This is a genomic window from Comamonas odontotermitis (assembly GCF_040396735.1).
GTDB classification, from domain to species: domain Bacteria; phylum Pseudomonadota; class Gammaproteobacteria; order Burkholderiales; family Burkholderiaceae_C; genus Comamonas; species Comamonas odontotermitis_C.
Genome location: NZ_JBEBNZ010000002.1, coordinates 230902 through 254224, shown reverse-complemented (window position 1 = coordinate 254224; position 23323 = coordinate 230902). Strand labels below are relative to the sequence as shown.

The window sequence follows — 23323 nt, the reverse complement described above, 5'->3', positions numbered from 1 at the left end:
CAGGGGCTCACAAATCCGTGCGCAAGCTCCAGATTTCGGGGAACAGCACGACATCGAGCATCTTCTTGAGGTAGCTCACGCCCCCTGTGCCACCCGTGCCGCGCTTGAAGCCGATCACCCGCTCCACGGTCGTGAGGTGGCGGAAGCGCCACTGGCGGAAGGCGTCCTCGATATCTGCCAGCTTCTCGCCCAGCTGGTACAGGTCCCAGTACTGATGCGGGTCGCTGTAGACGGTGATCCAGGCCTTCTTCACGCCTTCGCTCTCCGTGTAGGGCTGCGTCCAGTCGCGTTGCAGCGCCTCCTGCGGCACGGTGATGCCCTCGCGCGCCAGCAGCTGCAGGGCAATGTCGTACAGCGATGGCGATTCGTAGGCCCGCTGCACCTGCTCCAGCAAGTCGGGGCGGTGCGCATGGGGCTTGAGCATGGCAGCATTCTTGTTGCCCAGCGAAAACTCGATGCAGCGGTACTGCGCGCTCTGAAAGCCGCTGGAATTGGCGAGATAGGGCCGCATGGCCGAATACTCGGGCGGTGTCATCGTCGAGAGCACGGTCCAGGCGCCTACCAGCTGCTCCATGATGCGCGACACCCGCGCCAGCATCTTGAAGGCCTCGGGTTTGGTATTGGCGGAAGGGTTGGCAATCGCCTGCATGGCGGCGCGCAGCTCGTGCAGCATCAGCTTCATCCACAGCTCGCTGGTCTGGTGCTGCACGATGAACAGCATCTCGTCGTGCGCGGGCGACAGCGGGTGCTGGGCGTTCAGGATCTCGTCCAGGTGCAGGTAGTCGCCATAGCTCATGTCTTTGCTGAAATCGAGCTGGGCGCGCTCTTCATGCACAATGGATTCGGGCTTGCTGTTGGTGTCTCGCATGGTGTGTGGGGCAATGAAGCGGCTTGAATTACAGCGCAAGAATGGCACTGCGTCGAGGAGCCGCAAGGCCTAAAGTGGCTGCATCGATTGTACTGAGGTGATTCGCATGAAACCGTCTGCCACTCTCGCTTCCGCTTCCCAGCGCGCACAGCAAACCCAGGCTGATCCGCGCTGGGCCGATGTGCGCGCCCGCAACGCTGGTGCCGATGGCCGCTTTGTCTATGCCGTACGCAGCACCGGAGTATTTTGCCGGCCCTCGTGCGGCTCGCGCCAGGCCAAGCCAGAAAACGTCAGTTTCTTCGACTCTCCTGCGCAGGCGCAGGCAGCAGGCTACCGCGCCTGCAAGCGCTGCCAGCCCGACGCTCCGGCCAAACCCGGGCATGCGGCGCTGATGGCCCAGCTGTGCCACTGGATTGCCACGGCCGAGGAGGAGCCCAGCCTGGCCGATCTGGCCAAGCGCGCGGGAATGAGCCCTTTCCATCTGCAGCGGGTCTTCAAGGCGGCGGTGGGCGTGTCGCCCAAGGCCTACGCCAAGGCGCAACGCCGCCAGCGCCTGCAGGCAGCACTGGGCGACGCCCAAGAGGCGCCACGTGTCATCGATGCCATTTTTGACGCCGGTTTTGCCAGCACCGCGCAGCTCTACCGCGACAGCCAGGCCGTGCTTGGCATGACGCCGCGCCAGTACCGCACCGGCGGCGCGGCCCAGCACATCCGCTTTGGCGTGGGCGAGTGCAGCCTGGGGCCCATTCTGGTGGCTGCCACGGAGCAGGGCATCTGCGCCATCCTCCTTGGCGATGATGCCGATGCGCTGGTGCAAGACCTGCAGCAACGCTCTCCCAAGGCGCAGCTCGCGGGGGGCGATGCGGCATTCGAGCGCTGGATGGCACAGGTCATCGGCTTTGTGGACGACCCCTCGCGCGGGCTGGCGCTGCCCCTGGATGTGCGGGGTACGGCCTTCCAGCAGCAGGTGTGGCAGGCGCTGCGCCGCATACCGGTGGGCAGCACCGTCAGCTACAGTGAACTGGCGCGCACGCTGGGCATGCCGCAGGCCAGCCGTGCGGTGGCGGGCGCCTGCGCAGCCAATGCGATTGCGGTGGCCATTCCCTGCCACCGCGTGGTGCGCAGCGATGGTGAAATCTCCGGCTACCGCTGGGGCGTGGACCGCAAGCGTGCGCTGCTGCGGCACGAGGCAGAACTGGCTCCCCAGGCCCTGCGGGTGGCGCGCCATGGCTAAGCGGGCGGCCAACGCTGGCCAGGCTGCCCTGCCGCTGGGTGATGAGGAGGTATTTGAAGAAAAATTGCCTTTCGCGCCCACCCATAAAGCGCCAGATGCTATGAATTTTGAAGATGAAGCGGCAATTCGCCAACTGGCGCACTACGACTGGCCCGGCATTTGCGCGCAGGTGGACAGCCAGGGCTGGGGTCTGCTGCCGGGTTTGCTGGATGCAGGGCAGTGCGCCCAATTGGCCGGCATGTATGACGAAGCCGCGCATTTTCGCAGCCGCATCACCATGCAGCGCCACGCTTTTGGCCGGGGCGAGTACCAGTACTTTGCCTATCCGCTGCCAGCGCTGGTGCAGGCCATGCGCGGCGCGCTGTATGCCCGGCTGCAGCCGTTGGCCGAGCGCTGGCGCCAGTTGCTGCAGCCACAGGCCAGTCCGTGGCCTGCCACGCACGAGGCCTTCATCGCTCAATGCCATGCGGCAGGCCAGGTGCGGCCGACGCCCCTGCTGCTGCGCTATGGCGCGGGCGATTACAACTGCCTGCACCAGGATCTGTATGGCGAACTGGTGTTTCCATTGCAGGTGATCGTGCTGCTGTCGCAGCCAGGGCAGGATTTTGAAGGGGGTGAGCTTGCGCTGACCGAGCAGCGCCCGCGCATGCAATCGCGTGTGCAGGTGCTGCCGCTCAGGCGTGGCGACGCGGCCATCATCGCCGTGCGGGAGCGGCCGGTGCAGGGTGCGCGCGGCAGTTACCGGGTGCAGCACCGGCACGGCGTCTCCACCATACTGCGGGGCGCGCGTCACACCTTGGGAGTGGTGTTTCATGATGCGGAGTAGAAACCGCCGGTGGCGCAATTGGAGTGCGTGGTAATTGCTATCAAAATGAAAGCGATTCAGCCAATCCTAGGTCGTCGCCTATAGTGTCTCTCGTGTCTGCATTCTCTCTGCCGCCTTCTGACTGTCTTCCCATGCCACTGATTCTGGAAACCATTGCAGCGCTGCCCGCCAACTACCGCTCGCAGGACATGCTGGCCCTGCATGCACGCGATGCCCAGCAGCGCTCGGAAAAAGTGGAGGGCTTGCACATCTCCAAAGGCCTGACCTGGCAAGGCCGCCCGGCACTGCTGCAGCTGCAGATACGGCTCGGCCAGAAAGGGCCCGGCCAGGAAGGGCCTGGCCAGGAAAGGCCCGGCCAAGTGCAAGCCCGCCTGACGGTCGACGGGCTGCGCAAGAGCAAGCTTGCCGCTGCCAATGCACAGCAACTGGCCCTGAATGCCATGGTCTCGCGCATGCTGGGGCTGGGCGATGGTGCAGACCAACTGGAGCGGCAGCATGCACGGCACCCGGTGCTGGGCCCCTTGCTGCGCAGCCAGGCGGGCTTGCGGGTACCGGCCAGCAGTACGCCGTTTGAAGCCCTGGTGTGGGCGATTACCGGTCAGCAGATCAGTGTGGCAGCGGCCATTGCGTTGCGCCGGCGCCTGATTGAGACGGCAGGCGTGCAGCACAGCAGTGGCATGCTCTGCCACCCCGATGCAGCGGCACTCGCTGAGCTGACGCCAGAGCAACTGCGTGCAGCGGGCTTCTCTGTCAGCAAAATTGCCACGCTGGAGCGTGTTTGTGCTGCAGTTGAGGACGGTTCCCTGCCGCTCGATACCTGGGCTGCACAACCCTTGCAGCCCGACACTGTTCAAGCGCTGGAGGCCGCGCTGCTCGCCATCAAGGGCATTGGCCCGTGGACGGTGCACTACGCCCTGCTGCGCGGCTTTGGCTGGCTCGATGGCAGTCTGCACGGCGACGTGGCGGTGCGCAATGCCTTGGCACGCCTCCTGGACGTGCCCAGCGTCTCACAGCGCGAGGCGGAGCAATGGCTGGGCGCCTTTTCTCCCTGGCGTGCCTTGGTGGCCGCGCACCTGTGGGCCAGCCTGTCGGCCAAAAGCTATTGAAGCCTGAGCGCATGCCAGCACGCTCTTTGTACGCGTGGCTGGCGGCTGGGCCGTTGCTTCAACCCCTGGCGCCAAACTGTCATGCGCCGTGCGACGGCGCTGCCACCAGCAGGATGAAGCGTGCGGTGGCGTCGCCTTCGTTGGCAAAGTGGTGCTCGGTGTCCATGGCCAGTTGCGCGCTGTCGCCTGCCTGCAGCAGTACCGAATCCGTTCCCGTCCAGACCCGGAGCGTGCCGCTTTCCACGTAGAACACCTCGCGCGTGCCGGGGCGGTGGGGCGCAAAGTGGCTGGATACCTGGCCGGGCGGCACGTCGTAGTGCAGCAATTCCAGGCCGGGCAAGGGGCGGGCAAGCGCCAGCCGCACGATACCCGTGTCCTCGTGCACAAAGCGCGGGTGCTCGCCCGCCCGGGTGATCTGCGCGGCAGCGGGGCTCTGGATCAAATCGCTCAATTCACAGCCCAGACCGCGTGCGATGGCCATGGCATTGCGCAAGCTCACACTGAGCAGCCCGCGCTCCACCCGCGACAGTGCCCCCGATGTCACGCCGCTTGCCTGGGCCAATTGGTCCAGCGTAATGGCCAGTTGCGCGCGGCGGGCGCGTACGGCCAGGCCGAACTGCAGGTCGGAGTCGGAACCGGAAGAAGGAATTTCAGTCTGCATGGATTGACAAATTTCGTGTAGGAAATATTATTTACCTATATGCAATTTTTACAAGGTCACTACCAATGTACCTGCTATTGAGTGCTTTGCCGGTCCTCGCCGTCATCGTGGGGCTGTTGCTGGGGCTGCGTTCGCTGTATGCGGCGCTGCTGGGCGTGGTGCTGGCATTGGCTGGCTGCATGCTGGCTTTTCCCTTGACCGCGCAGGCGGCGCTGCAAGCTGCGACGGGTTGGCTACCGGTGCTGGTGGAGGTGCTGCTGATCGTTGGCGGCGGCCTGTTGCTTTCCGAGGTGCTGCGTGCTGCGGGCGCGCAGAAAGCCCTGGCGCAATGGGTGATGGGGCGTACCGGCCAAGGCGTGGGCGCCGTGCTGCTGGTGGTGCATGGGGTCACGCCCTTTGCCGAGTCGCTCACGGGCTTTGGCATCGGCATCACCATCGGGATTCCCCTGCTGGCGCACAGCGGATTGTCTGCGCGCAAGGTGGCGGTGATTGGTCTGCTCGGCCTGTGTGCCGTGCCATGGGGGTCCATGGGCCCGGGCACGCTGATTGCGGCCACGATGTCGGGGCTTTCGTTTGACGCACTGGGCGTGGCATCTGCGTGGGTCAGCGTGATTCCCATGGTGGTGGTGGGCGTGGCTGCGGCTTGGCTGGCCAGCGACAGCGGCCAGCGTGGTGCGGCGATGCTCCAGGGGGCGCTGTCCGGCCTGCTGCTGGCTGCGGCCATTGGCCTCGCCAATATGCTGGCCGGCACATCGGCTGCCGGGGCATTGGGCTCCTTGGTGATGACCGTGCTGTGGCTGTGGCTTGGCAGGCGGGGTGCGAAGGGTTCTGCGACGGCTGCCCCTGCGCCATTGAATGCCCTGGGTTGGCGCGCACTGGCAGCCTATGGCCTGCTGCTGCTCGGGGTGCTGGTTGCAGGCGTGGCGGTGCGGGCCGTGCAGTGGAGTGGCGCGTGGCATCTGCTGGCATCGCCTGCGGTCTGGCTGTTTGTGGCCGCAGCCTGGTTTGCCAAGGGCCTGCCCGTTGGCAGCAGCCTGCAGCGGGTGTGGCAATCGTGGCGCCAGGTGGCGCCCGTGACCGGTCTTTTCATTGTGCTGGGGGTGGTGATGGCGGTATCGGGTATGGCGGCGCAGCTCGCACACGCCCTGGCGCAGGGCGGCAGCGCCTATGTGTTTGCCGCCCCGTTTGTAGGCGCTTTGGGCGGCTTTGTGACAGGCTCCAACACCGGGGCGAATGCCATGTTCGCTGCCACGCAGGCCGAGATTGCCCAGGCCCTGGGCGTGGCGGTGCTGCCGTTCATGGCGGTTCACAATGTCAGCGCGGCGCTGCTGCTGATGGCATCGCCCGGCAAGGTGGAAATGGCATGCCAGCTGGTGCCGGCAGAGGTGGCTGGCGAGGCGCAGGGGCAGCGCCCATGGGTGCAGTCCACCGTGCTGCTGATCACCATGGCTGCGGTGCTGCTGATGGCGGTGTTGAACGTGGTGCTCAGTATGGCGTTGCCTTGACCTGGCTCATGCTGGCCAGCTCTGGCAGCTGCGGCTGGGTCTGGCGGGCGGATGTATTGCTGAGCCAGCGGCTCAGGTGCTTGCGCTGGCAGGTCTGCAATTCATTGAGCACCGCGTGGCTGGGGTCTGGAATATGCCAGCGGTTGCGCAGGTCGGCCTGCATGCGCAGCAGCAAATGGGCCGTCATTTCGGCATCGGCCAGGGCGCGGTGGGCCCTGTCGGCAGGCGGTAATTGCAGGTGGCGCACGATCTTGCCCAGCGAATGGCTGGGGGCCTCGGGGTAGAGGCGGCGCGACAGCAGCACCGTGCATGCAAACAGGCCGGTACCAAGCTCTTGTGTGGCCGGGCAGCCAGCGCGCTCCAGCTCGTCGCGCCAGAACTTGCTGTCGAACGATGCGTTGTGTGCCACCAGCGGCGCGCTGCCGACAAAGGCAGCCGCCTCGCGCATGACCTCTTCGGCCGGTGCCGCCGCCTGCAGCATGGCGGTGGTGATGCCGGTCAACTGCGTGATGAAGCTGGGCATGCGCTGGCCTGCGTTCATCAGGCTCTGGTAGCGATCGACAATGCGGCCATCCTCCACCATCACGATGCCCACCTCGGCGGCGCGCGCGCCATGGGCCGGGCTCATGCCCGTGGTTTCGAAGTCGAGGATGGCGATGCGTTCAGACATGCAATGTCAGGCGGGCGGAGATCAGGTGACCGCGTTGATGCGGTTGAATTCCGGACGCTTCCATTCGCCCGACTCCAGCACCTGGCGCAGGTGTTCCACCGCGTTCCACACGTCTTCAAAGCGGGTGTACAGCGGCGTGAAGCCAAAGCGCAGAATATCCTTGTGCGGGCCCTTGCCGTTGTCGCCCTTGCGGAAATCGCCAATCACGCCACGGGCGATCAGCGCCTGCATGATGGCGTAGGCGCCGCTGCCCTGGCCGTCGACACCAGCGCCTTCATCGCGCGTCAGGCATACCTGCGAGCCACGCGCAAAGATGTCGCGCGGCGTGGCCAGGCCCAGACCGTGGCCGGCGCAACGGGTCTCCACCAGCTCGATGAACAGGTCGGTCAGCGCCACCGACTTGCGGCGCAGCGCCGTCATGCCGCCGTACTGTTCGGCCTCGGTATACACGTCCAGGCCACACTGCAGGGCGCTCAGGGCAATCATGGGCTGGGTGCCGCACATATAGCGGCGAATGCCTGCAGCGGGTTGGTAATCGCTGGTGAAGGCAAATTGCTCCGCATGGCCAAACCAGCCCGACAGCGGCTGCCAGAACTTGTCGGTGTGGCGTGCATTGACCCACACAAAGGCCGGTGCGCCCGGGCCGCCGTTGAGGTACTTGTAGCTGCAGCCCACTGCGTAGTCGGCATTGGCGCCGTTCAGGTCGACGGGTACCGCGCCTGCGGCATGGCACAGGTCCCAGATCGTCAGAATACCCTGGGCATGGGCGTCGCGCGTTACCTGGGCCATGTCGTGCATGTGGCCGGTGCGGTAGTTGACGTGGCTGAGCAGCAGCACGGCCACGTCACCCGTCAGGCAGGCGGGCAGCTCTTCGGGCTCGATCAGCACCAGCTCCAGGTTGTGCTGCTTGCACAGCGATTCGGCAATGTACAGATCGGTGGGGAAGTTGCTGCGCTCGCTCACCACCTTGGAGCGCGGTGCCGGGTCGGAGAATTCCTGCTGGGACAGGCGGATGGCAGCACTCAGCACCTTGTACAGGTTGACCGAGGTGGTATCGGTGAACACCACTTCGCCCGGGCGCGCACCGATCCATGGCGCAAACTGGTCGCCCAGGCGCTGGGGCAGGTCGATCCAGCCAGCGTCGTTCCAACTGCGGATCAGGCCCTGGCCCCACTCGCGCTGCACCACATCGGCCACATGGGCTGCGGTGGCCCTGGGCAGGGGCCCGAGCGAGTTGCCGTCGAGATAGATCACGCCGTCTGGGAGGTCGAACAGATCGCGCAGCGGCGCGAGCGGCTCTTGCAGGTCGACTTCGCGGCAGGCTTCCAAGGTGGTCATGGCAGTGTCTCTTTGATAAAAATATACGGTTGGCGCGCGTCTACCCAGCGCCAACCGCTATTGAATTTGTAGTTCAGGAATACCGGTGATTGTAGGCGCCGGGCAGGGCGCGCAGCACGGCGCGCACCGGTGAGGCATCGGCCTGCACCAGTTTGAGCGGCAGTGCAATCAGTTCGTAGTCACCCTCGGGCACGGCGTCGAGCACCAGGTTTTCGAGCACGCGCATGTCGTGGCGGCGAATCGTCTGGTGGCTGGGCAGTGCCTTGCTGTCCGCCGGGTCGATGCTGGCCGTGTCGATACCGATCAGGCGCACCCCGCGTGCAGCCAGGCGTTCGACGGTATCGGCAGCGTAACCGGCGAGTGCGGCGTCCCAGCGGGTTTGCGGCATCTGCTGGTAGGTGCGCACCAGCACGCGCTCGGGCAGGTCGTCGCTGATGGCGTGCTCCAGGTGGCGCCACTCGATCAGCGCGCCGCAATCCATCGCGTGGATCACCCGGCAGCGGCCCAGGTAGGGCGCCAGATCCACATGGCCGATGGTGGCGCCATCAGGGGCGTAGTGCAGGGGCGCATCGGCATGAGCGCCCGCGTGGGGCGTGCTGGTGATGCTTGCCACATTGACCGGACAACCCGGCCCGATGGTGGCCACCCATTCCTGCTGGTAGGGCGTATCGCCGGGGAAAACCGGCATGCCTACATAGACAGGCGGCGAGATATCCCACAGTTGCAGAGCGCTGTGCGGCGCGGTGTCGGGTGTGTTTGGCATAGGTATGCAATGTATCAGCGCTGGCGGTACCAGACCTGGTAGACGGCAGCCAGCACCAGCAGCATGGGCACGCCGATCAACGCCGTCATGTGAAACACATCGGTGAAATAGGTGGTGACGATGACGGCCAGCATCAACACGGCGCCGAGCAGCGTCAACACCGGAAAGCACCACATGCGGAACTGCAGGCGCTCGCCCGGGTGTTCGCGCTGCCAGCGCGAGCGGAAGAACAGGTGCGTGACGAACACCATGAACCACGCAAACATGGCGCCGAACATCGAGATGGACATCATCAGCGTGAGCGATTCCTCGGGCTTGAGCACATTGAGCACCATGGCCACCGCCATGCCCAGGCAGGAGACGGCAATCGCACCCATCGGCACGCCGCGGCTGTTGACGCGGCCGAGCGCCGCTGGCGCATAACCGCCGCGCGAGAGGCTGAACATCATGCGCGAGGTGACGTAGAGTTGCGCATTCATCGCTGACAGGCTGGCCACCAGCACCACAAAATTGAGCACGCTGGGTGCGCCCGGGATTCCGACGATCTCCATCACCTTGACGAAGGGGCTCTTGTCGGTGCTGGCATGGCTCCACGGCACGATGGCCAGCATCAACGCCAGCGACAGCAGGTAGAACAGCACCAGGCGCAACACCGTGGTCTTGAAGGCCGAGGTCACAGCCTGGCGCGGGTTCTGGGCCTCGCCTGCGGCAATGGCAATCGATTCCAGACTGAGGTAGCTGAAGATGGCCACGATCACCCCCACCCAGGTGCCCCACCAACCATTGGGAAAGAAGCCGCCATCTGCCGTGTAGTTGGAAAACCCGACCCCCGCCGGGCGCGAGCCGAACACCACGTAAGCGCCGATCAGGATGAAGGCCACGATGGCCACCACCTTGACCATCGAGAACACATACTCCATCTGCCCGAACGCCTTGACGCTGGTGGCATTGACCGCCGCCAGGACGACCGAGAACAGCGCTACCCACACCCATTGCTCCACATCGGGGAACCAGTACTTCATGTACTTGCCGACTGCGGTTACCTCCATGCCCACGGCCAGCACCACGGCAGCCCAGTAGGCATAGCGCACTACAAAGCCAGCCATGGGGCTGATGTAGTGCTCGGCATAGGCACCAAAGGAGCCACTCGTGGGGTGCGCCACGGTCATTTCGGCCAGGCACCCCATCAACAGCAGGCCGATGAGGGCGCCAATCGCGTAGCTGATGAGAACGCTCGGCCCGGCAAAGCCGATGGCGAAAGCGCTGCCCATGAAGAGACCGGTACCGATGGCGCCGCCAATGGCGATCATGGTCATCTGGGCGGCGGTGAGCTGCTGCAAGAGTCCGCGCTCGCGGCGGGCAATGGATTCAAAAGGAGACACGGGAATGGACCTGGGTGAGGTGCGGGGGCGGCGTTGGTAGCTGCTGGCGCATGGAGGGGAAAGCGGCGATTTTAGTTTTTGTGGGAAATCCATGTTGGCTGTTTGCTGCTTGGACTGCTTTTAACTTTGCAAGTAGCTGTTGGCCGGGGCGAAACCCGGCCAGCAACATGCAACCCAGGTAAAACTCAAAAGCAGGCTGCAAGTTCCAGATCCAAAAGCATCAGCGCCCCCCCGCAATCCCATCCCAACTGAGCCCAAACTTCTGCAAATACTTGCGCAACCGATCCGCATCATTCACCACGCTGCGCTGCGCCCGCGAGGCCTGAAACAGTTGACGCCCAGCATCCGACAAGCTGCTGGAACCGCGGCAGACACGTACGACAGACGCCAGCTGCATCCGGTCAAACAGATCCATTGCAGCAATCGCATCGGCGGGCAATACATCCTCCAGCGCCAGCTCTGCGGGATCATCAGCCGATGGCTGCAGCGCATCGGGCCGCTGCCACAACCACTGCAGCCGGCCAATCTCGGCCTCAACCTGATCCTCGGTAATGCGGCCGCTGTGAGACAGGGTGGCCAGGCGCGTCACGCTGGCGTGCAGGTCGCGGAAGTTGCCGCTCCACAAGGCCGCCGGGCTCTGCGCAAACTGCAGATAGCGCTTACGTGCCTCGGCGTTGAAGCGCTCGGTGCGATGGGTCTGCTGGGCGTGCAGGGCCAGGAGGTGGTCGATATTGGGTTCGATGTCTTCAGCGCGCTGGGCCAGTCCGGGAAGGTTGTAGGTCCACAGGTTGATGCGGGCAAACAGGTCTTCGCGAAAGCGGCCAGCGTTCACCTCCAGCCGCAGATCGCGGTTGGTGCCGGCAATCAGCTGAAAGTCGCTGTTCACCTCGCGGTCCGACCCCATGGGGTAGAAGCGCTTTTCCTCGATGGCCATCAGCAGCATGGCTTGCTCGTCCGCGCCCAGCTCGCCGATCTCGTCGAGAAAGAGAACGCCATGGTCGGCAGTGCGCAGTAGGCCGGCACGCTCGGTGGCGGCGCCGGTGAAGGCACCTTTTTTGTGGCCAAACAGCGTGCTGGCGGCGCTGTCGCCGCGCAAGGTGGCGCAGTTCACTTCCACAAAGGCACCGCTCACCTGGTGGCGCGCCTTCTTCAGTTCATACATGCGCCGCGCAAGGAATGACTTGCCCGCGCCGGTGGGTCCCACCAGCAGCATGGGTGCCTGCGAGCGGCCCGCCACCTGCTCGATCTCCTCGATCAGCCGGTTGAAACGCTGGTTGCGTGTAGCGATATGGCTTTTGAGGAAGGCCACGCCGTCTTCGCTGGCCCGTGCGTGGCGCGTGGCAATGGCGTCGTAGCGCGACAGATCCAGGTCGATGAGCGTGTAGTTGCCTGCAGCACCATCCACCTGGCGCTTGGGGGGCGAGGCCTGCAGGATGACGCCTGGCATGGCGCGTGATTCAGCCAGCAGGAACAGGCAGATCTGCGCCACATGCGTACCGGTGGTGATGTTGAGCCAGTATTGCGTGGAGTCGCTATCAAACGGATAGCCCTGAGCCCAGTCATAAAGGGCGCCATATACCTGCTGAAAATCCCAGGGATCATGAATGGGCAGCTCCACCAGCTGCACCTCGGTCTCGGGGCTCACGGCCGCGATATCGGCCTGCACCAGCCGGGCCAGGTCGATATGCGATCGCGTGTACAGCAGCTCCATCCGCGCCACCACCATGTCTTCATGCTGTGTGATGGCGACCGATGGACGCCACTTGCTCCAGCGTCCGGCGCCGCGCCCGCTGTCCAGCTGGGTACCCAGAAAGCCAATGACGGTGATGGATTTCATGTTGCGATGGGGTGCTAGTGCTGATAAACAATTCTAAAGTAGCTATCTAAATAGATAAATTTATAGGGTTGAGAAAACGGTGTCAGGATGGCTTGAAAAATGAATTTCTTTAAAAATCATTTTGTTATGATTTTCAAAGGCAGAAATTCAAAAGCTGGCACGCTTCTGGCAATAAGAATGGCAAGCGCTGTGTGGCGTGAGTCGGGGAAAGCAGGGCAGGGTCCTTGCTTTCCCGCCGGGCCAGAGCCCGCAATGAACCAGACAAACAAGAAATAGGAAACACCATGACCTACCAACAAATGCAAGTGCCCAACGGCGTGCCGATCAAGATGTGGACCAACGGCGTGCCCGTGGAGCCCGAGGCGCAAAACCAGCTGGCCAACATCTCGCGTCTGCCCGTCGTGTTCAAGCACGTGGCGGTGATGCCCGATGTGCACCTGGGTATCGGCGCCACCATTGGCTCGGTGGTGCCCACCATCAAGGCCATCATTCCGGCGGCCGTAGGCGTGGACCTGGGATGCGGAATGATGGCCTGCAAGACCACGCTGACCGCGAGCGACCTGCCGGACAACCTGGCTCCGATCCGCGCTGCCATTGAGCGTGCGGTGCCTGTGGGTATGACGCCCAAGCGCTACGGTCGCGACAAGGGGAGCTGGGAGACGCCGCCCGAGGAGACCGACGCCGCCTGGACGGGTCTTGTCAAGGAGTTCGAGGAAATCTGCGAGGCGCACCCGCGCATCAAGAACACCAACAACTACAAGCACCTGGGAACGCTGGGTACCGGCAACCACTTCATTGAAGTGTGCCTGGACGAAAACCAGTCGGTGTGGATCATGCTGCACTCGGGCTCGCGTGGGGTGGGTAACGCCATCGGCACCCACTTCATCGAGCTGGCGAAAAAGGATGCCGAACTGCACCAGCGCAACCTGCCTGACCAGGATCTGGCGTACTTCGAAGAAGGCGCCGCCTACTTTGGTGACTACGTGAAGGCGGTCGGTTGGGCGCAGAAGTTTGCGCGCGCCAACCGCGAGGTGATGATGATCCGCGTGATCAACGCGCTCAAGAAGGTGATCACCAAACCGTTCGAAACGCACCTGGAAGCGGTGAACTGCCACCACAACTACGTGCAACGCGAAACACATTTTGGCGAAGAGGTGTTTGTGACCCGCAAGGGCGCGGTGAGCGCGCGGGCCGGTGAGCTGGGCATCATCCCCGGAAGCATGGGCGCCAAGAGCTTCATCGTGCGTGGAAAGGGTAACCCCGAAAGCTTCAACAGCTGCAGCCATGGTGCGGGCCGCACCATGAGCCGTAACAAGGCCAAGAAGCTGTTCACCGTGGAAGACCAGGTGCGTGCCACCGAAGGCGTGGAATGCCGAAAGGACGCCGACGTGATCGACGAGATCCCGATGGCCTACAAGGACATTGACGCGGTGATGGCTGCGCAGAACGACCTGGTGGAAGTGGTGTACACGCTCAAACAGGTGGTGTGCGTGAAGGGGTGAGGGCCTGAACTGTGTTGCCGCCTTTTGGATGAAAGGCGGCAGCTTCAGTTCTGGCTGCCGCTCAGCCGTGCGATGCGTCTCGTCTGAACCTCTTCTGTTATTTTTATTTTGCTATATATTTTGTAGCTATATGCGTTTTGGAAATAAGCGCTGGAGGTTGTCTGATGCGAGAAGAAGGAGAACTGCTGCATTCTGCGCACCCCGTGGAGGAGTCCATGCGCGTCGAGGTATTGGAGAGCTTGCGTCGTATTGAAGCGGAGCAGAAGGTGACCGTGTTGTTTGCCTGCGAATCCGGCAGTCGTGGCTGGGGCTTTGCCTCGCCTGACAGCGACTATGACGTGCGCTTCATCTACGTTCACCGGCTGCCCTGGTACTTGACGGTGGCACCGGGCCGAGATGTTATCGAGCTGCCCATCAGTGGTGAGCTGGATGTGAACGGCTGGGATTTGCGCAAGGCACTTGCATTGCTGCGCGAATCGAACCCCACGCTGCTGGAGTGGCTGGGCTCGCCCATCGTCTATCGGGAGGAGGCAGATGTCATGACCCGATTTCGCACGTTGGCGCAGCGCGTGTTTTCCAACGCCAAAGGCTGGCATCACTATGCCAGCATGGCCAAGAAGAACTTTCGCGAACATCTGCAAGCGGATGAGGTGCGCTATAAGAAGTACTTGTACGTGCTGCGCCCTTTGTTGGCGGCTCGCTGGATTCGTGCCCGACCAGGTGTGCCGCCCATGCGCTTTGCGGAACTGGCCCAGCACACCCTGGATGCCACCCGCGACGCGACGTTGATTGCCGAAATCAACGCATTGCTGGAAGTCAAGATGCGTGCGGGCGAAGCAGCCACCAGTCCACGCTGGCCCGGAATTCATGCCTTCATCGAGACCGAGCTGGCGCGCAATGCGGCTGAGCCCGTGCAGCCTGTGCCAATGGCAGGACATGCCGATCTGGATGCATTGCTGCACGATACGGTATTGCACTTTGACCCCCGCTGCAATGACCGCAGTTGATGTACGAGGCGCATTGCAACGCACCTGGCTACGCAGGGCTCTGGAATGGAGTCTTGCAATTTTAGAGAGGCCTGCCTGCTGGGCAATTTGGCCCCAAGCAGATACCAAGAGAAAAGAACAAGAACGATGTCAACAACAAGTACAGAATGGAAGGCGGTAGATCGGGACGTGTCGCGGATTGAGCCGCAAATCGAAATTGACGGCTCACAAGGCGAAGGCGGTGGCCAGAGTCTGCGCACAGCGCTGGCGCTGTCCGTGATCACGCAAAGGCCGCTGGCGGTGCGCAACATCCGCGCAAAGCGCCCCAAGCCTGGTCTGATGCGCCAGCATCTGGCCTGCGTGCACGCAGCGCAGGCCATCAGCGATGCCCAGGTGTCACCCGTGGCGGTGGGCGCTACCGAGCTGCATTTTGCGCCGCGCGCGCTCCGGGCGGGCGAGTACGAGTTTCCTATTTCGGGTGCGGGCAGCTCCATGCTGGTGCTGCAGACCGTATTGCCCGCGCTGTTGCTGGCGCATGGCGAGAGCGTGGTGCGCTTGTCGGGCGGTACGCACAACCCGATGGCGCCGAACTACCACTTTGTAGAGCGCGCATTTGCGCCGCTCGTAGCACGGCTGGGCGCGCGGGTTGATATGGAGTTGCGCCGCTTTGGCTTCTATCCCGCCGGCGGCGGTGAGGTGCAGGTGCACATCGTGCCTGCAGTTGGCGCGCTTCAGCCTTTTGATCTGCTGGCGCGGGGCGATCTGCAGCATGTGGTGGCGGAGGCCGTGTGCGCCGCAGTGCCCAAGGCGGTTGCCACGCGCGAGTTGGATGAGCTGGCGCGTCTTACAGGCTGGGATCGTAGCGCCATGCAGCAACTGCCCGCCCGCCAGCATGAAGGCCCTGGCAATATTCTGCTGGCAACCCTGTATTACACGCACGTCACGGAGCTGTTCAGCTGTCTGGGCGCGCACGGCGTGTCGTCGGAGACGGTAGCACGCAATCTGTGCCAGCAGATGCGCGATTACCAGAAGAAGCCCGAGGCGGCGGTGGGCGCGCACCTGGCTGACCAACTGGTGCTGCTGCTGGCGCTGGCGGTATGGCAAAGCGGAAAGCGCGCGGCTTTCAGCTGCAGCGAGGTGACGGAGCATCTGCGCAGCAACATGGACGTGATCCAGCAATTCTTGCCGCTGCGCATTTCCATCGAAACAGCATCGGCCCCGGTGGTGCATATCGCTCTGGCGTAGAACCTTCGCCGGAGCAACAGCGATAAAAAGCGGTCTAGTACAGACCGCTTTCCAGTGCAGGCAGACCGTGCCTTTGGCGCACCCGGTTGCAGGCATCGCTGCCTGCTGCAAATTCGCGGCAGGGCGAAGGGCGCCATTCGTAGATGCCGCAAGCTGCTTGCACGCCGATGGTGCCTGTCAGCGCCGCGCAGCGCGGCCGCGCATAGTCTGTGCCACGCATGCGGCAGGTGAAATCGTTGATCTCGTCGGCAAGGCCCGCTGGTACACGCCCACCATGGATCTCCGATTCATAGACCGAAAAGTCAACACGAAAACTGGTGCAGCAGGCGCCACAGGTAAGGCAAGGGTGGGACATGGGTTTTGTGACAAAGCGAGAAAAGCCCGAGCTAGCGCGACCATGGTGATTGCATGCACCTCGCTTGATGTGGCATAAGCCTATCTATGCAATCAATAAAGGAGTTTGTATGGCGCTACGTTCTATTTTGCCATTTCGATTGGGTACCGTACTCGCGGCTGCGTTGCTGGCAACTGCGTGTGGTGGCGGTGGTTCTGACAGTGCCAATCAAAGCAATCCCAATCCATTGGTCGCGGATACAGCTTTTGGAGAGGGCGGCAATGTCCGTATTGCTTTGGGAACTTTTAACGGAGCATTGAGCGCTATCGTCGAGCAGCCCGATGGCAAGTTGATTGCCGCGGGGTATCGCAAGCTGGGGCCGTCAGTGGTAGAGCAGTACCCCTTTGGGGTTCGGCCCAAGAGTGCGGTGTTTGTGAATCGGTATCTTGAGAATGGGCAGCTGGATTCCAGTTTTGGAAGTGGCGGAACCGTCGACATTTCTGTTCGGGGCGCAGATATATCACCATATCTGAAGGTGATGGAGGATGGTGAAATCTATGTATCCATTAATGCGTCTCGGCCATGCAACTATGAATATGCAGGCAGTCTTCGGCTGATGTGTACTGTTGATGGGGTGCGCGAAGATTCGAAAACGGTATGGGTGAAATTGAAAAGCTCCGGGGAACTGGATGCAGGCCCCGCTGGTGATGGCTTGAATGCAGCACAGTTACCTGAAGCGTTTCGTGTGCTCGCTAACCAGGTAACGGGGCAGCGATTGGCTCTGGAGAATGGAAAATACCTCGTTTTGCAATCCAATACCAATGCGGTGGGGCAGATATATAGCTGGAGCCTGATGCGCTATTTGGCAGATGGATCTGTGGACAGCCAGTTTGGCACCAATGGTGTAGTGCATTCGCGTTGCCAGACCAATCAAGGCCGCGTGGTTGCGGACAGGCAAGGCAATATTTGGGTTGTTTCAGCTGTCAGCGCCAACTATTCCCAGCCTTCTGCCGACATAGGGCTTTGTACCGAGAAAATCAGCGACACAGGCTTGCCGAGCGTGAGTGCGCCCAATCCGATAAGGACGGCGTTGGGTGCCAACGTGTCTGTTCACGATGCAAAGCTGACGGATGATGGGGCATTGATGGTGGTATTGGGAACAAGCAATGCAGGCAGCTATGGGCTGAAGGCGCTGAAGTACCAGACAGATGGAAATCTGGTGGATAACTATGGCATTCGAGGGATTGCCGATCTGCAAGGATTGAGTGCAGACCAAATGGAAGGAGTTGGCGTTCGTATAGTGGATGGTTCCGGAGCGATGGCCGGAGTGGCCCCCGGACAGCGCTCTTCCAATAGCAACTATGACCGCCCGAATCTTTGGGCGCAGTGGTTGGCAGACGGAACACCCAACAGGCGCTTTGGAAATGACGGGATATTGACCATGGGCGATGTGCCTGATTTTTCCATCCGTGCTGTGGCCCTGGTAGACCGTCGTAAGCGTTGGCTGATGCAGACCACGACTTCGGCAAGTGCCCACATCGATTCAGAAGGTTCGGTGACCTTGACGCGTCTGGTTGGCGATAGCCATTAGCGTGGTAAAAAAGCCCCCTGCAAGCTTGCAGAGGGCTTTTCCATGCGAGTAGATTATTTAACGGCTGCAGCCGCCTCTTTCACCCAGCCATCAAACCTGGCTTGGTTCTTCTTGATCCAGCTATCCACATGGCGGTTGATGTCGGCGGTCTTGTTCTCGCCATTGCGCATCAGCAGATTCTGGGCAGTGATGTCTTCGATGGGCACTTGCATGATGGCAAACAGCTTGGCTGCTGCGGGGTTGGCATCGGTCCACTTCCTGTTGGCCAGTATGTACTGGTTGTTCACCTTGAAGCCATAGTTCTTGCCGTTGGGCAGGCGAGTGTCGTCATCGCCCTGGGCGCCAGGGATGTTGGGCACCTGCAGCCAGACTACATCCTTGCCCGGCTGGAGTACGCCATTGACCCAGTAGGGCGTCCATACATAGTAGAGCACCGGTTTGCCAGACTGGTAGCGCGCAATGGTGTCCGCAATCAGGGCGGCGTAGTTGCCTTGTCTGTGGGTGACGCTGCCTTCCAGGCCCAGGCCCTTGAGGTGTTTGTTGATGGCCAGCTCGCAGCCCCAACCGGGGTTGCAGCCAGTCAGGTCGGCCTTGCCGTCGCCATCGGTGTCAAACAGCTTGGCGATCTTGGGATCCTTGAGCTGCATGATGTCGGTGATCTTGTATTTGTCAGCCGTCGCCTTGTCGATCAGATAGCCTTGCGCGGCATTGGTGGAGAAAACGCCTTCGCGGTAGAACACCTTGGCGCCGCCGTTGCGGTCGTAAAAACTCTGGTGCAGCGGAATCCAATGGTTGGCCATGAAGGTGGCATCGCCCTGGGCCACCACCACGTGTTCGGTGCCATTTTCGAGGCCCTTGGGGGCTTTGACGCTGTAGCCCAGCTTTTCGAGTGCGCGCGAAACGATCAGGGTCTGGAACATTTCTTCATCGACGGTGCCCAGGAGCGGGAGTGCGTCCACGCCCTTGCCAGGTAGATCCTGTGCCTGGGCATGGGCAGCGGTGCTCAGCAGCACGGCAGTGACAATGCCTGTGAGGGCGGTGCGGCGGTTGTTGCGTTGGTTCATGGTTCTCCTTGGATGAGTGTTGCCCTTGGCGTGCAGGTGCGGGCCATTCGAACTTACTGGCCTGGGCCCGGCGGGCATGAAAAAGCGGCACACGCGGTGCCGCTCGGAAGCGAAGAATTATTGGGAGGCGGCTGCTGCCTTGGCCTGTTCGATCCAGCCGTCAAAGAGCTGCTGGTGGGCCTTGATCCAGCCATCGGCATGGCGCTCGATATCGGCGGGCTTGTTCTGGCCGTCCTTCATCGCCAGGTTCTGCGCGTTGATGTCGGCCACGGGCAGCTTCATGAGGGAAAACAGCTTGGCCGCCGCGGGGTTGGCGTCGGTAAAGCGTTTGTTGGCCACGATCTTCTGTGTGTTCAACGGAAAGCCGTAGTTCTTGCCGTTGGGCAGAGCCGTCTTGGTCTGCGCCTGATCACCCGGCAGCGCGGTAAAGGGCACCTGCAGCCAGACCACGTCGCGGCCAGGGCGCAGCTCGGCGCTCACCCAGTAGGGCGTCCAGGTGTAGTAGAGGATGGGCTTGCCCGATTTGTAGCGCGTGATGGTGTCGGCCATCAGCGCCGCGTAGGCGCCCTGCACGTGGGTAACAGTGTCGCGCAGCTTGTAGGCAGAGAGCTGGTGCTCGATGGCGCCTTCACAGCCCCAGCCGGGCGTGCAGCCGGTCAGATCGGCCTTGCCATCGCCATTGGTGTCGAACAGCGCCGCAATCTTGGGATCCTTGAGCTGTTCGATATTGGTGATGTTGTGGGCATCGGCGGTCTTCTTGTCGATCAGGTAGCCCTGCACGGCGCTGGTGGAGTACTCGCCTTCGCGGTAGAGCTTGGCCGCGCCCCCTGCGTTCTTGTAGAACTCGGCATGCAGCGGATCCCAGTGGTCGGCCATGAAGGTGGCGTCGCCGTTGGCAATGGCGACGTGGGCGGTGGCGTACTCCACTTCGCGGATCGGCAGCACGTTGTAGCCCAGCTTCTGGAGTGCCTTGCCCACCAGCAGGGTCTGAAAGGTCTCTTCGGCAATCGAGCTTTGCAGCGGCTGCACCTGAACGCCTTTGCCTGGCAATTCCTGTGCCTGGGCACCGGTGCCTGCGGCCAGGCCCACGGCAAGCAGGCTGCTGGCGAGAACGGTGCGGGTGTAGCGCAGCGCTGTAGTGAGGGGGAGAGTTTGAAACATGATGCTCCTTTTTTAATAGCTTCCTGCGCTTTATAGAAAAGCGCAGGCGGTGGTTTTTATGAATGAGTGGAATGTGTGCTCAGTGCGCAGCCGCTGGCTGGGGCTGGTGCGTGCCCGGTGTTGCGTTTGCAGACGCAACTGGTGCAACCGCTTCCGTCTTGCGCAGACTGCGTGCCACCAGGCCGACGGGGCCCGTCTGCCACCAGTGGCGCACGCCACGGCGTGGCTGGCCCATGGCCTGAGTGATGCGGTCGAGCAGGATGGCCAGCAGCACGATGCCCAGGCCGCCCACGGTGGCCAGGCCCATGTCCAGGCGGCCAATGCCGCGCAGCACCATCTGGCCGAGACCCCCCACGGCAATCATCGAGGCGATCACCACCATCGACAGCGACAGCATTAGCGCCTGGTTGATACCGGCCATGATCGATGGCATGGCAAGCGGCAATTGCACCTTCCACAGCAGTTGCAGCGGAGAGGCGCCATAGGCGCGACTGGCTTCGATCAGATCGGGCCGCACCTGGCGGATGCCGAGGTTGGTCAAGCGGACCAGCGGCGGCAGCGCAAATACGATGGTGACCACCACGCCAGGCACGTTGCCAATGCCAAACAGCATCACCACGGGCACCAGGTAGACGAAGGCGGGCGTGGTCTGCATGGCGTCCAGCACGGGGCGGAAGAACTTCTGCGCACGGTCGCTGCTCGCCAGCAGGATGCCCAGTGGCAGGCCAATGATGATGCAGAAGGCGAGCGAGGTCAGGACCAGCGACAGCGTGACCATGGCTTCATGCCAGATACCCAGCATGCCGACGATCAGCAGTGACACGATGGCCCCGATGGCCAGGGCACCGCCGGCAAACTGCCATGCCACCAGGGACAGGATGGCAATCATCGCGACCATGGGAATGGCGGTGAGCAGGTGTTCCACGCCATTGAGCGTTCCGTCAATCGGTACGCGCACGGCCTGGAAGAAGGGGCGGAAATGCGCCACCACCCAGGTCAAGCCGCTGTTGATCCAGTCCTGCACGGGCAGACTGCCGTCCCACAGCTGGTGCAGCGAAAAACCGCTGTCGTGCACCTGCTGCGCCGCTTGCACGGCGTGCGATGGGTCGGTCGCCTGCGCTGCGCCCGTGGCGGCATTGGCAACGGCATCCGGGCCGCCAAGCCAGTCGGTATTGCCCGAGACTTCGCCTACGGCGACCCAGGGATCGCTGCTGGCACTGTTGGCGGTGGAGGCTGCTGCTCCAGCGGCATCGGCGGCCGGGCTGGCGGCGTTGCCGGTCCAGGGCGCTGCGGTTTCGGTGCTGGACATGGTGTCTGCCCACGGGTCGCTGGCAGTATTTTGGGCAATGGTGATGGGGGCTTTACTCATGCGGCAATCCTGTTCTCGTTGTTGTGGGTTTCAGTGGTCGTGGCGGTGGCCGCCTGCGCGGCAAGCACGGCCGGGTCGGTGGGCGGCACTGGAGGCGTGTCTCGATCCAGGAAGCGCAGCAGGGTGTTCTTGCTGATCACGCCGGCAAACCGGCCATCGGCCTGCAAGACTGGCAATGGGCAGGGGGCTTGCGCCACTTGACCAAACAGATTGGCCACCAGCGCATCGGCGGCAATCGGTTCCACCTTGTCCAGGTAGGCGTTCTGTAGGCCTAGCGGGCCGACATGGCCTTGCAGCGCGCCGCGCAGCGAATCGGCAGACACCGTGCCCAGGTACTGCTTGCGGGGCGAGACGATGTAGGCGAAGTCGCGGTCTTCGTCCTGCAGTAGCTGCAACGCCGCGCGGGCGCCGCGCTGGTCGCTTTCCTTGACGATGGTGATCGCGCGGCGTGCAATATCGCCCGCCTTGAACACGGCGGCTGCATCCACGCCCTGAATGAAGGCCCGCACATAGTCGTTGGCGGGGTTGCGCAGAATCTCGTCTGGCGTGCCCACCTGCTGCACCTGGCCGTCCTTCATGATGGCGATGCGATCGCCAATGCGCATGGCCTCGTCCAGGTCGTGCGAGATGAACACGATGGTGCGACGCTTGACCTCCTGCAGGCGCATCAGCTCGGACTGCATTTCGGTGCGGATGATGGGGTCGAGCGCGGAGAAGGCCTCGTCCATCAGCAGGATGGCGGGGTCGGAGGCCAGCGCCCGGGCCAGACCCACACGCTGCTGCATGCCGCCCGAGAGTTCATCCGGGTAGCTCGCGCCCCAGCCGGCCAGACCTACCTGTTCCAGGGCCTGCTCGGCGGCGGCAAGGCGCTCCTGGCGGCCCACGCCAGCCAGCTCCAGGCCGAAGGCGGTGTTGTCCAGAACGGTCAGATGCGGCATGAGCGCAAAACTCTGGAACACCATGCTGATGTCCTTGCGGCGCAGGGCACGCAGCTCGCGATCGCCCAGTTTGTTGATGTCCTGGCCGTCGACCACGATGGCGCCACTGGTGGGCTCGATCAGGCGGTTGAGCATGCGCACCAGCGTGGACTTGCCCGAGCCTGACAGGCCCATGACGACAAAAGTCTCGCCGGCTTCGATGGTGAAGTTGGCATCAAACACGCCAATCGACTGGCCGGTCTGCTCCATCACTTCTTGCTTGCTGGCGCCCTTGCGCACCAGATCCAGCGCAAGCTTGGGGGAATCACCGAACACCTTGAACACATGCTCGATACGGATTTGTTTGGCCATAGAGGCACCTCCCTTGTCAGAAGCTGCTTGCGCCAGATTGCGCCAACGCACGGCCTCGTTCAGAACGGGGGGCGATGGTGAAACAAAAGCAAATCCGTGATCTGCGATCTGTGAAAAGGCGTAAGCGGCTTGTATGAAGTTGCACATTGCCGGGCGCGCGCAGCAGCACGCGGACCCGGCACGGGACCGTGAAAGCCAAACCCTGATGCCGACAGCTCCGCCCGCCAGCGCGGAAGGCGCCAGACGGGCAAGCCCTCGTGGTGAGGGGCGGGACACATAGTGACCAACAATTTCTGCCTGTACCGGGCGTGCATGCCAGAAGCCAAAGGGCGCCAGTTGCGCTGCTTCAGGGTCGAGCCCGGATACAGGGTCTCTCGTGCGCATTGGAAGAGGTCCGATCAGGAGGACTTCCAATCACGCGAGCGTGGCGGGCACTGTACAAAGGCCACCACGCCGGGGCATCAGGGCCGGAAGCATTCCGGCCGGTAGACGGACTTCGGCATGGCGCCAAAGACCCGACGGAGACGATCCACGCTGATGTTGTTCAGTGCGGATTACCTGCATTGCAGGTTGTAAAACATCGTTTTAGTAT

General features: G+C 62.7%; 20 protein-coding genes. 8 read left to right on the top strand and 12 right to left on the bottom strand.

Annotation, left to right across the window (positions count from 1 at the left end):
* Nucleotides 1-7: 7 nt before the first annotated feature.
* A complete protein-coding gene (gene kynA / locus ACH2DG_RS03565) occupies nucleotides 8-868 on the bottom strand; it encodes a tryptophan 2,3-dioxygenase (RefSeq protein ID WP_395024326.1) in 861 nt (286 codons plus the stop codon).
* A 106-nt stretch (nucleotides 869-974) separates the two neighbouring features.
* Here kynA and ada point away from each other — a divergent pair, with 106 nt between their 5' ends.
* From ada to ACH2DG_RS03550, 3 genes are all read left to right on the top strand, one after another.
* Nucleotides 975-2102 (top strand): bifunctional DNA-binding transcriptional regulator/O6-methylguanine-DNA methyltransferase Ada, encoded by a 1128-nt coding sequence (ada, locus tag ACH2DG_RS03560; protein ID WP_395024325.1) that lies wholly within the window; start codon nucleotides 975-977, stop codon nucleotides 2100-2102.
* Between the two features lie 100 nt (nucleotides 2103-2202).
* The gene (locus tag ACH2DG_RS03555) at nucleotides 2203-2928 is read left to right on the top strand and encodes a 2OG-Fe(II) oxygenase (RefSeq protein ID WP_395024324.1); all 726 of its coding nucleotides are present in this window, start codon (nucleotides 2203-2205) and stop codon (nucleotides 2926-2928) included.
* A gap of 131 nt (nucleotides 2929-3059) precedes the next feature.
* Entirely contained in the window at nucleotides 3060-4034 is a 975-nt protein-coding gene (locus ACH2DG_RS03550; protein ID WP_395024323.1) for a DNA-3-methyladenine glycosylase 2, read from the top strand.
* 79 nt (nucleotides 4035-4113) lie between these two features.
* On the opposite strand, the gene ACH2DG_RS03545 is transcribed toward ACH2DG_RS03550, so the two are convergent.
* A complete protein-coding gene (locus tag ACH2DG_RS03545; RefSeq protein ID WP_395024322.1) occupies nucleotides 4114-4695 on the bottom strand; it encodes a helix-turn-helix domain-containing protein in 582 nt (193 codons plus the stop codon).
* Between the two features lie 65 nt (nucleotides 4696-4760).
* Between ACH2DG_RS03545 and ACH2DG_RS03540 the strand changes: the two genes are divergently transcribed.
* Nucleotides 4761-6200: an L-lactate permease gene (locus ACH2DG_RS03540; protein WP_395024321.1), complete on the top strand. Its 1440-nt coding sequence runs from the start codon at nucleotides 4761-4763 to the stop codon at nucleotides 6198-6200.
* On the opposite strand, the gene ACH2DG_RS03535 is transcribed toward ACH2DG_RS03540, so the two are convergent.
* The 5 genes from ACH2DG_RS03535 to rtcR form a co-directional block, all read right to left on the bottom strand.
* On the bottom strand, nucleotides 6181-6870 hold the full coding sequence (locus ACH2DG_RS03535; RefSeq protein WP_395024320.1) for a PolC-type DNA polymerase III: 690 nt from the start codon (nucleotides 6868-6870) through the stop codon (nucleotides 6181-6183). The genes ACH2DG_RS03540 and ACH2DG_RS03535 overlap by 20 nt on opposite strands.
* A 21-nt stretch (nucleotides 6871-6891) precedes the next feature.
* The gene (kynU, locus tag ACH2DG_RS03530) at nucleotides 6892-8208 is read right to left on the bottom strand and encodes a kynureninase (RefSeq protein ID WP_395024319.1); all 1317 of its coding nucleotides are present in this window, start codon (nucleotides 8206-8208) and stop codon (nucleotides 6892-6894) included.
* Nucleotides 8209-8281: 73 nt separating this feature from the next.
* Nucleotides 8282-8971, bottom strand: a complete 690-nt coding sequence (gene kynB / locus ACH2DG_RS03525) for an arylformamidase (RefSeq protein ID WP_395024318.1) — start codon at nucleotides 8969-8971, stop codon at nucleotides 8282-8284.
* A gap of 14 nt (nucleotides 8972-8985) precedes the next feature.
* On the bottom strand, nucleotides 8986-10353 hold the full coding sequence (locus ACH2DG_RS03520; protein WP_395024317.1) for an amino acid permease: 1368 nt from the start codon (nucleotides 10351-10353) through the stop codon (nucleotides 8986-8988).
* A 220-nt stretch (nucleotides 10354-10573) separates the two neighbouring features.
* Nucleotides 10574-12190: an RNA repair transcriptional activator RtcR gene (gene rtcR, locus ACH2DG_RS03515; RefSeq protein ID WP_395024316.1), complete on the bottom strand. Its 1617-nt coding sequence runs from the start codon at nucleotides 12188-12190 to the stop codon at nucleotides 10574-10576.
* Between the two features lie 284 nt (nucleotides 12191-12474).
* Between rtcR and ACH2DG_RS03510 the strand changes: the two genes are divergently transcribed.
* The 3 genes from ACH2DG_RS03510 to rtcA all read left to right on the top strand — a co-directional run bounded on the left by ACH2DG_RS03510 (nucleotide 12475) and on the right by rtcA (nucleotide 15923).
* Nucleotides 12475-13692 (top strand): RtcB family protein, encoded by a 1218-nt coding sequence (locus ACH2DG_RS03510; protein ID WP_395024315.1) that lies wholly within the window; start codon nucleotides 12475-12477, stop codon nucleotides 13690-13692.
* A 164-nt stretch (nucleotides 13693-13856) separates the two neighbouring features.
* Nucleotides 13857-14699 (top strand): nucleotidyltransferase domain-containing protein, encoded by an 843-nt coding sequence (locus ACH2DG_RS03505; protein WP_395024314.1) that lies wholly within the window; start codon nucleotides 13857-13859, stop codon nucleotides 14697-14699.
* 126 nt (nucleotides 14700-14825) lie between these two features.
* Nucleotides 14826-15923, top strand: a complete 1098-nt coding sequence (gene rtcA, locus ACH2DG_RS03500; RefSeq protein WP_395024313.1) for an RNA 3'-terminal phosphate cyclase — start codon at nucleotides 14826-14828, stop codon at nucleotides 15921-15923.
* A 34-nt stretch (nucleotides 15924-15957) separates the two neighbouring features.
* Here the strand turns inward: rtcA and ACH2DG_RS03495 are convergent, their stop codons facing one another.
* The gene (locus tag ACH2DG_RS03495) at nucleotides 15958-16278 is read right to left on the bottom strand and encodes a YkgJ family cysteine cluster protein (protein ID WP_395024312.1); all 321 of its coding nucleotides are present in this window, start codon (nucleotides 16276-16278) and stop codon (nucleotides 15958-15960) included.
* 109 nt (nucleotides 16279-16387) lie between these two features.
* On the opposite strand from ACH2DG_RS03495, the gene ACH2DG_RS03490 reads away from it, so the two are divergent.
* Nucleotides 16388-17848: a hypothetical protein gene (locus ACH2DG_RS03490; protein WP_395024311.1), complete on the top strand. Its 1461-nt coding sequence runs from the start codon at nucleotides 16388-16390 to the stop codon at nucleotides 17846-17848.
* Nucleotides 17849-17901: 53 nt separating this feature from the next.
* On the opposite strand, the gene proX (ACH2DG_RS03485) is transcribed toward ACH2DG_RS03490, so the two are convergent.
* From proX (ACH2DG_RS03485) to proV, 4 genes are all read right to left on the bottom strand, one after another.
* Nucleotides 17902-18912 (bottom strand): glycine betaine/L-proline ABC transporter substrate-binding protein ProX, encoded by a 1011-nt coding sequence (proX, locus tag ACH2DG_RS03485; RefSeq protein ID WP_395024310.1) that lies wholly within the window; start codon nucleotides 18910-18912, stop codon nucleotides 17902-17904.
* Between the two features lie 117 nt (nucleotides 18913-19029).
* Complete coding sequence (proX, locus tag ACH2DG_RS03480) at nucleotides 19030-20073, bottom strand: glycine betaine/L-proline ABC transporter substrate-binding protein ProX (protein WP_395024309.1); 1044 nt, start codon at nucleotides 20071-20073, stop codon at nucleotides 19030-19032.
* Nucleotides 20074-20152: 79 nt separating this feature from the next.
* On the bottom strand, nucleotides 20153-21442 hold the full coding sequence (gene proW, locus ACH2DG_RS03475) for a glycine betaine/L-proline ABC transporter permease ProW (RefSeq protein WP_395024308.1): 1290 nt from the start codon (nucleotides 21440-21442) through the stop codon (nucleotides 20153-20155).
* Entirely contained in the window at nucleotides 21439-22731 is a 1293-nt protein-coding gene (gene proV / locus ACH2DG_RS03470) for a glycine betaine/L-proline ABC transporter ATP-binding protein ProV (RefSeq protein WP_395024307.1), read from the bottom strand. Before proV ends, proW begins: the two co-directional genes overlap by 4 nt.
* Nucleotides 22732-23323 lie beyond the last annotated feature (592 nt).